This is a genomic window from Halogranum amylolyticum (assembly GCF_900110465.1).
Lineage (GTDB): Archaea > Halobacteriota > Halobacteria > Halobacteriales > Haloferacaceae > Halogranum > Halogranum amylolyticum.
This window is the reverse complement of sequence record NZ_FODV01000004.1, coordinates 43,569-59,090: the sequence shown is the minus strand read 5'-3', so window position 1 is coordinate 59,090 and position 15,522 is coordinate 43,569. Positions and strand designations below refer to the sequence as shown.

Below are 15,522 nucleotides of genomic sequence, written 5' to 3'. Positions count from 1 at the left end.
CCCGGTTTCAAGAGCCGTGGGCCGAAGGCCAACCCGATGACCGAGTTCCTCGACTCGCGCGTCGACCGGCTCGACGCCTACCTCGACGAGCACGACCTCGAAGCCGTCTGGTTCGCCCGACCCAACTCCTTTGCGTGGCTCACCGGCGGCGACAACGTCGTCGACGCCGCCGGCGACGTCGGCGTCGCCGCCGCCGGCTACGACGGCGACCTCCACCTCGTCACGGACAACATCGAAGCACCGCGCCTCGTCGACGAGGAGGTGCCCGACGAGTTCGCTGTGGAGACGGTCCAGTGGTACGAGTCCTCGCTCGCCGAGGCCGTGGCGAACACGTCGTCGACGCCCGCGGCCGCGGACTTCGACGTCCCCGGTTTCGAGGCCGTCGACGCCTCGTCGCTCCGCCAGCCGCTGACCGACAACGACGTCGCGGTCTACCGCGAACTCGGGCGTGACGCCGCCGACGCGGTCGAGTCCGTCGCCCGCGAACTCGAACCCGGCGACACCGAACACGAGGTTGCCGCCGCGCTGCGCGTCGCGCTCTCGGCCCGCGACATCAACGCTCCGGTCGTCCTCGTCGGCGGCGAGGAACGCGCCCAGCAGTATCGTCACTACACCCCACAGGTCGCCGAACTCGGCGGCTACGCGTTGCTGTCGGTGACGGCCGAACGGAACGGTCTCTGTGCCAGTCTCACCCGGACGGTCGCCTTCGACCCCCCGGAGTGGCTCGAGGAGCGCCACGAGGCGGCGACGACGGTCGACGTCAGCGCGCTCGCGGCGACCCGCGAGGTTGCTCGGCAGGGCGGCGCCGCCGGCGACGTCTTCTCGGCGGTGCAGGACGCCTACGACGCCGTCGGCTTCGACGGTGAGTGGGAGCACCACCACCAGGGAGGTGCCGCGGGCTACGCCGGCCGCGAGTGGATCGCGACGCCGACCAGCGACGACCCGGTGTACGCGCCGATGGCCTACGCGTGGAACCCGACAGTGCAGGGCGCGAAGAGCGAGGACACGGTGCTCGTCACCGACGACGGGTTCGAGATACTGACGTCGACCGGCGACTGGGAGACGCAGACCGTCGAGAGCGTCGACGGCGACGTCGCGCTCGACCGTCACGCGATCCTCCGGCTCGACTGACGCTCGGCCGACCCTACCCTCACCGCGACGGCCCGAACTCGCTACGCCGCAGGGTCGACGTTCTGGTTCACGTGGAAGACGTTGTCCGGGTCGTACTCGGCTTTGACTCGCTGGAGTCGCTCGTAGTTGTCGCCGTACGTCGCCCTGATCCGGTCGTCCCCTTCGTCCATCATGAAGTTGACGTACGACCCACCCGCCGAGTGCGGGTGGAGCGCCTCCCAGTAGCTCCGCGCCCACTCGCTCATCTTCTCGGCGTTCGAGGGGTCCGGGTCGATACCCGCGATGACCATCGACCAGTTCGCGTCGCGGTAGTTCCACGCCGTCTCGTCGGCGTCGACGTCGTGAACTGCACCGTCGACAGGGTACAGATGCATCGTCGACTTCGGCGTCGGCACCGCGGCGAACTGCCGGTGGACGGCGATGGCCTCGTCGGTCAACTCCCGGACGAAGTCACCCTTCCAGTACCACTGGTCGCCCGGCGGGTAGAGGTCGTCGAACATACTCTGAAGCGCCGGGTAGGGCATCTCTCCGACGTGTTCGAACAGCGGATCGGCGACGTCGCGGGCCTGCTTGAGGAACGTCTCGGTGTCGTCCTCCGATCCGAGCGAACACCACATCAGCCCGCAGACCTGCTCGCCGTGGAGTTCGGCCGGGAACGGCTCGCCCGGCACTTCGGCGACGAGGTAGAACGCGTAGACGTCTCTCGGTGCTCGCGGGAGCCACTCGCGGTACCACCGCATCGTCTCCTCGAGTCGGTCGAGCGGCCAGAACATCGGTCCGGCGACGACCGTGTCCACCGGGTGGAGTCGGAACTCGAAGGAGGTGACGACCCCGAAGTTGCCGCCGCCGCCACGCAGCGCCCAGAACAGGTCCGGGTTCTCCTCCTCGCTCGCGTGGACCAGTCGGCCGTCGGCCAACACCACGTCCGCGTTCAGGAGGTTGTCGATAGTCAGCCCGTACTTCCGGGTCAGATAGCCGTGGCCGCCGCCGAGCGTCAGCCCGCCGACGCCGGTGTTCGAGTGGATGCCGCTGACGGTCGCCAGGCCGAACGCGTGCGTGGCGTGGTCGACGTCGCCCCAGCGGCAGCCCGGTTCGACCCGAACCGTCCTCGCGTCGGGGTCGACGCGGACACCCTTCATCTCCGAGAGATCGACGACCAGTCCCTGGTCTACCAGCGCGAGACCGGGACCGCTGTGGCCGCCGCCACGGACTGCGATCTCCAACCCGCGTTCGCGGCCGAAGTTCACCGCCGCCATCACGTCGCCGACGTCGGCACACTGGACGACGAGTCGGGGACGCTTCTCGATCATCGCGTTGTAGACGGTCCGTACCTCGTCGTACTCCGGGTCGTCGGGTCCGACCACCCGTCCCCGAACTGCCGTCTGTAATCGGTCTATCGCCGCTCTGTCGTCGCCTGCTCTGGTTGCCATGGTTGCTCTACTCTCCCCTGTCTCGTCCGTCGAGCACGTTACGCTCCGCTCTGCGTCGACGTCGAGGCTCGATACAGATACGACGAGAGACGTGATAGCTGTTATCTCGGTGTACGAAACTGTCCCGCACGACGTTCTGTCTCCCGGACGTCGACCTGTCGCCACAGATCGCTCGAAGGAGGTCACTCCGTTAGCACCCCGGTCACTCTCCCAGACGGAACCTATTTGACACCTGCACGACAGCCTCGACCATGCCCTGGTACGCGTTCGACGCGGTCGACGACGCGCTCGATGCAACCCGCAACTTCCTCCTCCCGTTCAGTTGGGGGCGATGGCTCCGGTTGGCGGTCATCGTCTTCTTCCTCGGCGGTGGCAGCGGCCTGAACGGCGTCACGAACGTCCCCTCGTCGTTCCCGAGCGACGGCGGGCCGACGCCCGGCCCCGGTCCGGCTCCCGACCCCGCACCGGGCCCGTCACCGGACGTCTGGACGTCGCTCTCGGAACTGACCGGGCTGTCCCCGGACGCGCTCGTCGCGCTCGGTGCCGCCCTCCTCGTCGGCGTCGTCCTCTACGTCGTGGTCGCCGTCGTCGCCTCGTCGGTGATGCCGTTCGTCCTCGTCGACGCGCTCCGGACGAACGAGGTCCGCGTCCGCGGTCCGTTCAAACGCCGGTTCTGGAAGGGGATGCGGTTCCTGCTGTTCCAGATCGGCGTCGGCCTCCTCGTCGTCGCCCCCTTCGCCCTCGGCGTCCTGCTCTTCGCCCTCGCAGCCCCGAACGCGGCGGCGTTCGACAGTTTCCTCGCCGGGTTCGGTCTCGCCGGATTCCTCGGCCTGCTCGCCGTCGCCCTCGTCGCCTTCGTCGTCCTCGGTCTCCTCCTCGGGTTTACCGAGCAGTTCGTCGTCCCGGTGATGATCGCCACGGACTCGGGCGTGCTCTCGGGGTGGCGGCAGTTCTGGCCGACGCTCCGCAGCGAGTGGAAACAGTTCCTCGTCTACCTCGTCGTCCGGTTCGTCCTCCAGCTCGGCGTCGGCATCGCGACGTTCGTCGTCGGCGGGATCCTCGCCGCCGTCGTCGTCGTCGGCGCACTCCTCGTCGGGCTCGTCGTCGCCGGCGCGTTCGGCGGACTGAACGCGGCGCTCGGCAGCGTCGCCGGCGTCGTCGCGCTGGTCGTCCTCGGCGTCCTCACGCTGCTCGCACTGTTGGCGGTCTCGCTGCCGATCAAGATCGTCGTCCAGTCGTACTTCACGGCGTACGAACTCTCGGTGCTCGGTGCCGCCGACGACCGGTTCGCGCTGCTCCCGCCGCGCCCCGGGCAGGGTGACGACGAGAGCACCGACCCGACCGGGTGGGACGGCGACGACGGCGACGGCGGTGACGACAGCGAGAACGGTCGACCGTCGACGAGCGGCGGCGACGGCCCCGTCTTCACTGACGGTGCAGATGGTGCCGACGGTGCCGCCGACGACCGGTTCGTCTGGGGCGACGACACGACCGCGTCCTGACGGTCGTCCGACGAAGAACTGAGTCGCTTCCGAGTTAATCTTCGACGTCCGTCGAACCGCAAATTCGACGTGCACGGATAGTTTTTTGCCATCCCATGGTGTCGCCCAATTCATGGGACTGGACGACGACGCACGGGAGTACCACCGGCAGGACCCCCCGGGGAAGGTAGAGATCTCGACGACCAAGCCGACGAACACCCAGCGTGACCTGTCGCTGGCGTACTCGCCGGGCGTGGCCGCGCCGTGTCGCGACATCGCCGACGACCCCGAACAGGCGTACGAGTACACGGCGAAGGGGAACCTCGTCGGCGTCGTCTCCAACGGGTCGGCCGTCCTGGGCCTCGGCGACATCGGCGCACAGGCGTCGAAACCCGTCATGGAGGGGAAGGGCGTGCTGTTCAAGCGCTTCGCCGACATCGACGTGTTCGACATCGAACTCGACGAGGCCGACCCCGAGGAGATCATCCAGTCGGTCCGCATGATGGAGCCGACGTTCGGGGGGATCAACCTCGAGGACATCAAGGCTCCCGAGTGTTTCGAGATCGAGTCGCGCCTCCGCGAGGAGATGGACATCCCCGTCTTCCACGACGATCAACACGGGACGGCGATCATCTCCGGGGCCGCGCTCGTCAACGCCGCCGACGTCAGCGACAAGGAACTCGACGAACTGAACATCGTCTTCTCCGGTGCGGGTGCCTCGGCGCTCGCGACGGCCCGATTCTACGTCTCGCTCGGTGCCGAGAAGGAGAACATCACGATGTGTGACTCCACGGGCATCATCACGAAGAAGCGGGCCGACGAGGTCAACGAGTTCAAGCGGCAGTTCGCCCGCGACGTCCCCGAGGGAGATCTCGCGGACGCGATGGAGGACGCCGACGTGTTCGTCGGCCTCTCTGTCGGCGGCATCGTCAGCCAGGAGATGGTGCGCTCGATGGCCGACGACCCCATCATCTTCGCGATGGCCAACCCCGACCCCGAGATCTCCTACGAGGACGCCAAAGAGGCACGCGACGACACGGTCATCATGGCGACCGGCCGCTCTGACTACCCCAACCAGGTGAACAACGTGCTGGGGTTCCCGTTCATCTTCCGCGGCGCACTCGACGCGCGGGCCACCGAGATCAACGAGGAGATGAAGGTCGCCGCGGCCAAGGCGCTCGCCGATCTCGCCCGCCAAGACGTCCCCGACGCCGTCGTCAAGGCCTACGGCGACGACCCCCTGCAGTACGGCTCGGAGTACATCATCCCGAAACCGCTCGACCCGCGTGTCCTCTTCGAGGTCGCTCCGGCCGTCGCGCAGGCGGCGATGGACAGCGGCGCGGCACGGAAGGAACTCGACATCCCGACGTACACCGAACGGCTCGAGGCGCGTCTCGGGAAGTCCCGCGAGATGATGCGCGTCGTGCTCAACAAGGCGAAGTCGAACCCGAAACGCGTCGCGCTCGCCGAGGGCTCCGACGAGAAGATGATCCGCGCTGCGTACCAACTCGAAGAGCAGGGCATCGCCGAGCCCATCCTCATCGGCAACCCCAACCGCATCCTGCGGACGGCCGAGGAGTTGGGGCTGGACTTCGACCCGACGATCGCCAACCCGCGGGACGGCGAGTGGGACCACTACGCCGACCGACTGCACGAACTCCGTCAGCGCAAGGGACTCACCCGGAGCGAGGCGGGCGAACTCATCCGGCGCGACACCAACTACTTCGCCAGCGTGATGGTGGAGATGGACGACGCCGACGCGATGCTCACCGGTCTCACCCACCACTACCCCTCGGCGCTCCGCCCACCGCTGCAGGTCGTCGGGACCGCCGACGACGCGAACTACGCCGCCGGCGTCTACATGCTGACGTTCAAGAACCGCGTCGTCTTCTGTGCGGACACCACGGTCAACCTCGACCCCGACGAGGAGGTGCTCGCGGAGATCACGAAACACACGGCCAACCTCGCCCGCAGTTTCAACGTCGAACCGAGCGCGGCGATGCTGTCGTACTCGAACTTCGGCAGCGTCGACAACGAGGGCACCCGCAAGCCGCGGGGCGCGGTGAAGCTGCTGCACGACGACCCCGAGGTCGACTTCCCCGTCGACGGGGAGATGCAGGCCGACACCGCCGTCGTCGAGGACATCCTGGAGGGGACCTACGACTTCGCCGATCTAGACGGGCCGGCGAACGTGCTCGTGTTCCCGAACCTCGAGGCGGGCAACATCGGCTACAAACTGCTCCAGCGACTCGGCGGTGCGGAGGCCATTGGCCCGATGCTCGTCGGCATGAACAAACCCGTCCACGTCCTGCAGCGCGGTGACGAGGTCAAGGATATCGTCAATCTGGCGGGCGTCGCCGTCGTCGACGCACAGGACGACAGCGAAGGCGAACTGTAGCGCTCTCGCCGACCTGATTTTTGGTCCAGCTTTTTTCGACGGCCAGATCAGTCGATGTGGGCCGCGTTCCGTCCCTGCCTCTCGAGGACCACCTCCGACAGTCGCCACGCGAGGACGAGCGCGACGAGGAGCAGTCCGAGGAGCACCGCGAGGAAGAGCGCGAGCACGCCGAACAGGAAGTCGACGGCGGCCGTGAGGCCCACGCCGAGGAGGAGACCGCCGCCGAAGCAGGCGGCGGCGGCTTTCAGTACGGTCCGCTGGTAGCGGCCGAGTCCGAGCAGTTCGTCGCCGCCAAGCACCGTCGGCAAGACGACGCCGGCGCCGGTCACGCCGAGCGTGAAGACGAGGGCGGTCCCACCCCACAGATACGCACCACCGGTGACGAACCCGTCGCTCCCGGGCGGAGCGGGCGGGAGCGTCAGGAGCGTGTAGAGCAGGAGGAGAGACGCGCCGCCGCCGACGGCGACGAGGAGAAGTTGGACGGCGGCGAGGAGGGAGCCGCGCAACGTGGAGGGCATCGACCGTAGGGTGTCAGAACTGGAAGATAACTCTTCTGTCACCGTTTGGCGGTCGCACCGCACGCCCGAGGAGCGTTCAAGTCTGTACTCGTCGTGTCTTCGTCCCATGGACCCGCTCACGACGCTACTCGTCTTCGCGGTCGTCGCACTCGGTGGGTTCGTCACCGGGCTCAACGGGTTCGGGTTCGCCGTCGTCGGCACTGCGCTTCTCGCGGCACTCCTCGGTCCTCGGACGGCGATCGTCGTGATGATCCTCCCGATGCTCTCGACCAACGTCTCGCTCGTCCGCGAACTCAGCCGCGACGGGCTCCGGCGTTGCGTCCGGCGGTTCTGGCCGTACGTCACCGCAGCGCTCGTCGGCACCGTCGTCGGGATGCTCCTCCTCCCGCGGATTCCGACACGGCCACTGACGCTCGCGCTCGGCGTGTTCGTCTTCGTCTACGTCGTCGTCTCACAGCCGTGGCTCCCGGTCCCTGGTCGGTCGAAGTTCGTCTCTCGCTGCTTCCGCGACGGGATGGCGACGAAGGCGACACTCGGTCTCGTCTCCGGGCTGATCTTCGGTGCGAGCAACGTCGGGGTGCAGGTGGTCGCGTACCTGCGACGACTGGATCTCGACCGCCCGACGTTCGTCGGCGTCGTCGCCATGATATTTCTCGGCGTCTCGACCGTCCGTGTCGGGACGGCTGCGGTGCTCGGCCTCTACGACGGGAGCGAGCTCTTCGTTCTGTCGGCCGTCGCCGCCCTCCCGGGGTTGGTCGGCGTCGCCGCCGGCAAGCGTGCTCGTGCGACGGTCCCCGACGCCGTCCAACGGGCGGGGACGTATCTCCTTCTGTCGGTCATCGCCGCCCGACTCACCACGAGCGGGCTGGGGCTCTGAGGCTACTCGGCGGGTCCTGGCGACTCGACGGTCGATTCGGCGTCGTCGTCGACTCGGCCGTCCTCGTCGTCGCTGTCGAGGCGCGTTGCCTTCGGACCGACGATCGTTGCTCCCGCCGGGACGTCGTCGCTGACGACGGCACCGGCGCCGATACGTGTATCTTCGCCGACCGTGATCGCCCCGATGAGCGTCGAGTTCGCCCCGAGGACGGCGTCGTCTTCGACGGTCGGGTGGCGCTTCTCTCGCCGCATCGAGTTCCCCCCGAGCGTCACGCCGTGGTACATCAGTACGTCGTCGCCGATCTCCGCGGTCTCGCCGACGACGACGCCCATCCCGTGGTCGATGAAGAACCGTCGACCGATGGTGGCCGCCGGATGGATCTCGACGCCCGTGAGTCCGCGGGCGAGATGCGAGAGCAGGCGTGCGGGGAGCCGGAGGCCGCCCTCCCAGAGGACGTGTGCGACGCGGTAGAGCCAGATCGCGTGGAGTCCCGGATAGGTCAGCAGGACCTCCAGCGGGCCCCGGGCGGCAGGATCTTTTGCCTGCGCGGTGCGGATATCCTCGACGAATCGCGAGACGAGCGAAACCATCGTTAGCGGAGATACGGCGAGTGTGCTGAAAACAGTTGCCGACTCTGGTTCGCCGAGCGGACGAGCGCGGACGTCCGTGGACCAGCCGTCAGTCGCCCGCGTGACGTTCGTGACGCGACGGTGGGGGCACCTGTGTCGACTGCGAGGAGTCGGATGGGGGGTCCGGGAGCACACAGCGGGGCGACCGCGTCCTGAGGTGGGCGTACTCCTCGGGTGCGTTCGCGAGCGCGTGGGCGGGGTTGTCTCGACTCGCGATCCGTGCCGCACGGAGTTCGCCGAACCCCGCGATGCGGGCGCGGATGCCTCGCCAGTGGTGTCGGCTCCCCCCCGGAACCGAGATCTCCCGCGGCGGTTCCCAGTCGGGGTGGCTGGCGGCGAGGACAGCGTAGTTGACGTTGGTCGCGAGCGCGTCGTGGTCGACGAGGAGACCGACGCTGGCGGACGGCGGTGCCCTGGCCGCGAGCACGTCTAATCCGAGGTGGAGCGCCCGATACTCGGCGACGTTGTTGTCGGGAACCTCGTCTGGGAGCGCGATACGAGCGACCCGCGTCCCGTCTCGAGTCTCGATGACCGCGCCCAACCCACCGCGACTCCGCCGGTACGACCCGTCCGTCGCGAGATAGAAGTCTCGGTGGTGGGTCCGCGGCGGATGCGCAAAGTGAGGGGTGGGCGAGTCGTCGAACAGGTCTCGCAGGGTGGACCGGCCGGGGACGGCCATACGGGCGATTGTACCGCGATCATATTTAAATGCTCGCCCTGGTGTGAAACTGATCGAGCGCTCCTGAGTCGGAGACACCTTCGGGGTCGGCAGCCGTTCGAGTGGGTTGTGTGACCATAGCATATTTAAGTATCACCGCAAGAAGTATCCTTCATGACTGATAGTCAGTCTCACGTTAGCAGACGTTCTTATCTGAAGCTCGCGGGCGGTGCGGCGTCGGCGGCGGCCGTCGCCGGCTGCACGGGCGACGGCGACGGTGACACGTCTCCCGCCGACGGCGGCGACGGAACCGGGACGACCTCCTCGGACGGCGGGGACGGTGGCGGTGGTGGCGACTTCTCGCTGACCATCACGCAGGGGCAGATGCCGTCGGGGCTCGACCCGCACGACCACCGGGAGACGCCCACGGACACCGTGATGCTGCAGGTCTACGAAGGCGTCCTCTCGCGCGACGTCGACGGTAACATCGTCGAGTCGCTGGCGACCGACTACGGCCGCGTCGACGGGGGGAACGCGGTCACCTTCTCGCTCAGAGAGGACGTGACGTTCCACAACGGCGACACGCTCACCGCCGAGGACGTCGCCTACAGTATCAACCGCATCGTCCAGGAGGACGTCGGCTTCGCCAGTCCACAGCGCGACCAACTCGCGGGTGTGACGGGGGCGGAGGCGACCGACGAGACGACGGTCAGAGTGACGAACGACGGGCTGAACCCCATCGTCTTCTCCGAGTTCGCGACCTACTGCGACGTCGTCCAGCGGGCGTGGGCCGAGGAGAACGACAAGTCCTACATCGGACAGAACATGATGGGGACCGGACCGTTCCAGCTCTCGTCGTACACCGAAGACGAGGAGGTCGTCCTCGAGCGGTACGACGACTACTGGCGCGAACCGGCCGCGGCGTCGGAGGTCGTCTTCCGCGCCGCCGAGGAGGCCAGCACGCGCGTCAACCAACTGCTACAGGGCGAGACGGATATCACCGTCAACATCCCCCCACAGGAGGTCCAGCGCGTCAACAACAGCGACAACGCGACTATCGCCGCCGCACCGTCGACGCGTATCCTCTACAACGGGATGCGCTACGACGTCGAACCGTTCTCGAACGTCCAGTTCCGACAGGCGATGAACTACGCCGTCGACCTCCAGAGCATCGTCGAGAACGTCCTCGGCGGCTTCGGCGCCCAGACGGGTCAACCGACGCTCGAAGGGTTCGTCGGCTACAACTCCGACATCGACCCGTACCCCTACGACCCCCAGCAGGCGCAGCAGCTCGTCGAGGAGAGCGGGTTTGCGGGCGCGGAGCTCGAACTCCACACGCCGGTCGGCCGATACCTGAAGGATCTCGAGATCGCGCAGGCGGTCGCCGGCTACATCGACGAACTGCCGAACGTCTCCGCGTCGGTCAACCAGCGTGACTTCGGCTCGCTCACCGACGAACTGCTCACCGGCAACATCGAGGACAAGCCGGACTGGTTCCTCATCGGGTGGGGTGAGGCGACGTTCGACGGCGGTCTCGTGATGACGGCGCTGTTGAGCACCGACGGCTCGCTCAGCACGTGGAGCAACGAGGAGTTCGACTCGCTGCTGGCGGACGCCGCCGGACAGACCGGCGACACGCGCGACCAGACGCTCCAGGAGGCGAACCAGTTGGCACACGACGAAGCCCCGTGGATCTTCCTCAACCGGCAGTTCAGCGTCTACGGCGTGAACAACAGCCTCGACTGGCAGGCTCGCTCCGACGAGCGTATCGTCGCCTACGACGTCTCTCAGAAGTAACTCCCATGTCACTGTCGCGGTTCCTGCTCAAACGCTCGCTCCACGGCCTCTTCGTCGTCTGGGGGGTCGTCACCGTCGTGTTCGGCCTGCGCGTCGTCGCGCCGGGCGACCCGGCGAACGTGCTGCTCCCCCCGAACGTCGACCCGGCGGTCCGCCGGCAGGTCGTCGAAGAGCTCGGGCTGAACGAACCGCTGTACGTCCAGTACGCCGAGTTCGTCGCCGGAATCCCGGTCGGCGACCTCGGCCTGTCGCTGACGACGCGGACGCCGGTCGCCGCCCGAGTGGTAGCACGGCTGCCGGCGACGCTCGAACTCGCGGTCGCCGCGACGGTCGTCGCCGTCGTCATCGCCATCCCCCTCGGCGTCGTCAGCGCCACGCGACGGCACGAACCCGCCGACTACGGCGCGACGGTGTTCTCGCTGCTCGGCATCAGCACGCCGAACTTCTGGCTCGGTGTGATGCTCATCATCCTCTTCGCCGTGCAGCTAGACCTCTTTCCGACGAGTCGTCGACCCGTCGGCTTCGACACCGTCCTCGCGCAGGTCGTCGCGCTCCAGTTCGCTCCGGCCTGGGAGTCGTTCACGACGTGGCTGTGGCATATCACGCTCCCCGCCGTCACGCTGGGGACGTACTTCACGGCACTCATCACGCGACTCACCCGCAGCGGGATGCTGGACGAACTCGGCAAGACCTACGTCCGCGCCTCGCGAGCGAAGGGACTCCCCGAGACGCTGGTCCGGTACAAACACGTGTTGCGGAACACGCTCATCCCGGTCGTCACCGTCGTCGGCCTCCAGTTGGGGACGCTTATCGGTGGCGCGGTCATCACCGAGTTCATCTTCGCGTGGCCCGGCCTCGGATCGCTCATCATCAACAGCTTCAACGCCCGCGACTGGCCGGTGTTGCAGGGATCGCTCATCGTCGTCGGCGTGGGGTTCGTCGTGACGAACATCCTCGTCGACGCGTTCTACGCGTATCTGAACCCACAGGTGGCCTACGACTGATATGCTCTCTCCACGCACGCTCCGGAATCTGAAGACGGAGCTCGATCGAAGTCTCCTCGCGAAGGCGGGCATCGCGATCGTCGTGTTCATGATCGCGATGGCGTTCTTCGCGCCGCTCATCTCGCCGTACAGCCCGGGGCAGCAGAACCTCGAAGAGGCCCGTCAGCCGCCGTTGGGGTTCACCACCCAGGAGACACAGGAAGTGACGAAGACCGAGAACGGGAGCGTCGTCATCGAGGACGGCACCGTCGTCACCGAGAACCGGACGGTGTACAACAACGCGACGCTCGCGCATCCGCTCGGCACCGACGGCAACGGGCGGGACATCCTCTCGCGGATCATCTACGGTGCGCGCACCTCGATGCTCGTCGGCCTGTTCGGCACGGGGTTGGCGGCGCTCGTCGGCGTCACCGTCGGCCTCAGCGCGGGCTACTACCGCGGCACGGTCGACGACGCGCTGATGCGCACCGCCGACATCATGCTCGCGTTCCCCTCGCTCGTCCTCGCGGTCGCGCTGGTGGGCGTCTGGGGCCAGGCGACGCTCCGGGTCCCCGACCCGTTGGTCGTCACCGGGTTCGCCGACTGGTGGCGCGGCCTCGTCGGCCTCTCGACGGGCTCGATGCCGAGCGACGTCGTCCTCCCCGGAACCGTGATCGTCGTCGTCGCGCTCGTCAACTGGGTGTGGTTCGCCCGGGTCGCGCGCGGCGAGGCGCTCTCGGTGCGCGAAGAGGAGTACGTCAAGGCGGCCCGCGCGCTCGGCGCGAACGACTCGCGCGTGCTCGGTCGACACGTCCTCCCGAACGCTATCACGCCGATTCTCGTGTTGGCGACGGTGCAGGTGGCCGCGATCATTCTGCTGGAGTCGGCACTGTCGTTCCTGGGTCTCTCCGGAGCGTCGGTGTCGTGGGGGTTCGACATCGCACTCGGGAGACAGTACCAGTCCACCTCGTGGTGGATCTCGGCGATCCCCGGTATCGCGATCGTGCTGACCGTCATCGGCCTCAACCTGGTCGGCGACTGGCTCCGCGACGCACTCGACCCCGGCATTGAAGGGGAGGGTGGTGTCTGATGGGAGACGAGATCCTCCGGGTCAGAGGCCTGAAGACGCGCTTTTTCACCGACGAAGGACAGATCAACGCCGTCGAGGACGTCTCGTTCGACGTCCGCGACGGGGAGATCTACGGCATCGTCGGCGAGTCGGGGTCGGGGAAGTCCGTCACCGCGCTGTCGGTCGTCGACCTCGTCGACTCGCCAGGACGGGTGACCGCCGGCGAGGTCTGGTACCGGAACGCCGACCTCGCCGAGGAGTTCCGCGAGAAGCGGCCGGACGCCGTCGACGGTGACCTCGTCGACGTACGGCAGTTACCGGAGGGCGTCCGGCGGTCGCTGCGAGGCCCCTCGTTCAGCATGATCTTCCAGGATCCGATGAGTAGCTTCAACCCCTCGTTGACGGTGGGCGAACAGATCGCCGAGGCCGTCGAGGTCCAGCGGCGCGCACGGGCGAACCCGCGACGGACCCGGTCGCGGACGCAGGGGTACGGACTGGGGAGTCTGCTCGTCGACAGTCTGATCCCGTCGCGAAGTTACCTCGACGAGACGAGCCGCGCTCGCGCGGTCGAGCTGCTCGAGCAGGTCGGCATCCCCGATCCGGCCGAACGCGCCGAGGAGTACCCCCACCAGTTCTCCGGCGGGATGCTCCAGCGGGCGATGATCGCCCAGGCGCTCGCCGGCGAACCGGACGTGCTCGTCGCCGACGAACCGACGACGGCGCTCGACGTCACCATCCAGGCGCAGATCCTCAACCTGCTGCGCGACCTCCAGGAGGAGGAAGGGATGAGCGTCGTGATGATCACCCACGATCTGGGCGTCATCGCCCGGATGTGCGACCGCGTCGGCGTGATGTACGCCGGCGAGATTGTCGAGCGAGGGACGCTCGAAGACGTCTTCGAGACCCCCGTCCACCCGTACACGCGAGGGCTCCTCGGGTCGATTCCGGACCTCGCTGACCCCGCCCCGCGACTCCAACCCATCGAGGGCAACGTGCCGAGTCTCCTCGACTCGGAGATGGGCGAACGCTGTTACTTCGCCGACCGCTGTCCGAAGGCGATGGAGGACTGTCTCCGGCGTATTCCCGAGTTCGACGCCGACGGGAGCGACGAACACCGTGTCCGGTGTGTCCTCGCCGAGCAGCCGTACGACGAGTCGCGGGCGTTGGAGGAGGGAGACGGGGAGAGGGAGGTGACCGCGAATGACTAGCTCGGAGCCTCCCGTCCTCAGCGTCCGCGACCTGAAGAAGTACTACTTCGAGCAGGACAGCCTCCTCGACTCGGTGTTGCGACGCGAAACCCAGAGCGTGAAAGCCGTCGACGGGATCAGTTTCGACATTCAGCGAGGCGAGACGCTGGGACTCGTCGGCGAGTCGGGGTGCGGGAAGTCGACGACGGGCGAGACGTTGCTCCGACTGCGCGAGGCGACGGCCGGGAGCGTCGAGTTCGACGGCGAGGACGTCCTCGGGATGAGCAGCCGGGAACTGAAGGCGTTCCGCCGCCGCGCACAGATCGTCTTCCAGGACCCCTTCTCCAGTCTCGACCCGCGGATGACCGTCGGCGACATCCTCGCCGAACCGCTGAAGATCCACGGCCTCCCCGCGGAGGTTCCGGACGGCCGGTCGAAGCGAGAGGTGCGCCGCGAGAAAGCCCAGGAGTACCTCGAACGCGTCGGCCTCTCGGCGGGACAGATCGACCGCTACCCCCACGAGTTCTCCGGTGGACAGCGTCAGCGTATCGGCATCGCGCGGGCGCTGATGCTCGATCCGGAGTTCGTCGTGCTGGACGAACCCGTCTCCGCGCTCGACGTCTCGGTGCAGGCGCAGGTGCTCAACCTGCTCGACGACCTCCAAGAGGAGTTCGGGCTGACGTACCTCTTCATCGCCCACGACCTCTCTGTCGTTCGGCACATCTGTGACCGCGTCGCCGTGATGTATCTCGGCAACGTCGTCGAACTCGGTCCGACCGACGAACTGTTCGACGAGCCGAGACACCCCTACACGCAGGCGCTCTTGGAGAGCGTGCCGCGGGCGGCGGTCGAAGAACAGGGACGACGGGTCGACCCGCTGCCGGGCGACGTCCCGTCGCCTCGGAACCCGCCGTCGGGGTGTCGGTTCCGGACGCGCTGCCCGCAGGTCATCCCGCCAGACGACGTTGTCATCGACCAGTCGACCTACCGCGAGGTGATGGACCTCAGAGACCGCATCGAGTCGGGCGACCTGAACCTCGACAACGTGTGGGACGACGTCGACGAGAACCGGAGCGACAAACCGGCGTTCAAGCGTCGACTCCGCGCCGAGTTCTTCGCCGAACGGCTCTCGGGGGAGAACGAGGCCGTCGTCGAACGGGCGCTCGACGCGCTGGCGGAGGACGACCGCGAACGGGCGGCAGCGCTCCTCCGCGATCGGTTCGCGAGCGTCTGCGAACGAGTGCGGCCCGTCCTTCAGCAGGAGTCACACCCGGTCGCCTGCCATCTGTACGAACAGCCCGAGACGACAGAGCCCCCCGTAGAGACGTCTGCCGACGACTGACGACGTCGCGACCCGGCAACCG

Annotated in this window: 13 protein-coding genes; 9 read left to right on the top strand and 4 right to left on the bottom strand. The window is 67.5% G+C overall.

Features of this window, described 5'->3' with window-relative positions; all coding sequences use genetic code 11:
• Positions 1-36: 36 nt before the first annotated feature.
• Entirely contained in the window at positions 37-1,131 is a 1,095-nt protein-coding gene (locus tag BSG17_RS08925; RefSeq protein ID WP_089823182.1) for a M24 family metallopeptidase, read from the top strand.
• Between the two features lie 41 nt (positions 1,132-1,172).
• Here the strand turns inward: BSG17_RS08925 and BSG17_RS08920 are convergent, their stop codons facing one another.
• Positions 1,173-2,561 carry an FAD-binding oxidoreductase gene (locus BSG17_RS08920; protein WP_089823181.1) on the bottom strand — a complete coding sequence of 463 codons (1,389 nt, stop codon included), beginning with the start codon at positions 2,559-2,561 and terminating at the stop codon, positions 1,173-1,175.
• 251 nt (positions 2,562-2,812) lie between these two features.
• On the opposite strand from BSG17_RS08920, the gene BSG17_RS08915 reads away from it, so the two are divergent.
• Positions 2,813-4,063 (top strand): DUF7544 domain-containing protein, encoded by a 1,251-nt coding sequence (locus tag BSG17_RS08915; protein ID WP_089823179.1) that lies wholly within the window; start codon positions 2,813-2,815, stop codon positions 4,061-4,063.
• 112 nt (positions 4,064-4,175) lie between these two features.
• Positions 4,176-6,440, top strand: coding sequence for an NADP-dependent malic enzyme (locus BSG17_RS08910; RefSeq protein ID WP_089823177.1), 2,265 nt, complete (start codon positions 4,176-4,178; stop codon positions 6,438-6,440).
• 47 nt (positions 6,441-6,487) lie between these two features.
• Here BSG17_RS08910 and BSG17_RS08905 read toward each other — a convergent pair whose 3' ends face one another.
• Complete coding sequence (locus BSG17_RS08905) at positions 6,488-6,958, bottom strand: hypothetical protein (RefSeq protein WP_089823175.1); 471 nt, start codon at positions 6,956-6,958, stop codon at positions 6,488-6,490.
• Between the two features lie 106 nt (positions 6,959-7,064).
• Here BSG17_RS08905 and BSG17_RS08900 point away from each other — a divergent pair, with 106 nt between their 5' ends.
• A complete protein-coding gene (locus BSG17_RS08900; protein ID WP_089823173.1) occupies positions 7,065-7,835 on the top strand; it encodes a sulfite exporter TauE/SafE family protein in 771 nt (256 codons plus the stop codon).
• 2 nt (positions 7,836-7,837) lie between these two features.
• On the opposite strand, the gene cysE is transcribed toward BSG17_RS08900, so the two are convergent.
• Complete coding sequence (gene cysE / locus BSG17_RS08895) at positions 7,838-8,425, bottom strand: serine O-acetyltransferase (protein ID WP_089823171.1); 588 nt, start codon at positions 8,423-8,425, stop codon at positions 7,838-7,840.
• An 88-nt stretch (positions 8,426-8,513) separates the two neighbouring features.
• On the bottom strand, positions 8,514-9,143 hold the full coding sequence (locus tag BSG17_RS08890) for a ribonuclease H family protein (RefSeq protein ID WP_089823169.1): 630 nt from the start codon (positions 9,141-9,143) through the stop codon (positions 8,514-8,516).
• A 153-nt stretch (positions 9,144-9,296) separates the two neighbouring features.
• Here BSG17_RS08890 and BSG17_RS08885 point away from each other — a divergent pair, with 153 nt between their 5' ends.
• The 5 genes from BSG17_RS08885 to BSG17_RS08865 are packed head-to-tail and all read left to right on the top strand — an operon-like array spanning position 9,297 to position 15,500.
• Positions 9,297-10,919 carry an ABC transporter substrate-binding protein gene (locus BSG17_RS08885; protein WP_089823167.1) on the top strand — a complete coding sequence of 541 codons (1,623 nt, stop codon included), beginning with the start codon at positions 9,297-9,299 and terminating at the stop codon, positions 10,917-10,919.
• 5 nt (positions 10,920-10,924) lie between these two features.
• Positions 10,925-11,923 carry an ABC transporter permease gene (locus tag BSG17_RS08880; protein WP_089823165.1) on the top strand — a complete coding sequence of 333 codons (999 nt, stop codon included), beginning with the start codon at positions 10,925-10,927 and terminating at the stop codon, positions 11,921-11,923.
• 1 nt (position 11,924) lies between these two features.
• On the top strand, positions 11,925-12,992 hold the full coding sequence (locus BSG17_RS08875; protein WP_089823163.1) for an ABC transporter permease: 1,068 nt from the start codon (positions 11,925-11,927) through the stop codon (positions 12,990-12,992).
• Positions 12,992-14,179 (top strand): ABC transporter ATP-binding protein, encoded by a 1,188-nt coding sequence (locus BSG17_RS08870; protein WP_089823161.1) that lies wholly within the window; start codon positions 12,992-12,994, stop codon positions 14,177-14,179. The genes BSG17_RS08875 and BSG17_RS08870 overlap by 1 nt, the downstream gene beginning before the upstream one ends.
• Positions 14,172-15,500, top strand: coding sequence for an ABC transporter ATP-binding protein (locus tag BSG17_RS08865; protein WP_089823159.1), 1,329 nt, complete (start codon positions 14,172-14,174; stop codon positions 15,498-15,500). The genes BSG17_RS08870 and BSG17_RS08865 overlap by 8 nt, the downstream gene beginning before the upstream one ends.
• Positions 15,501-15,522 lie beyond the last annotated feature (22 nt).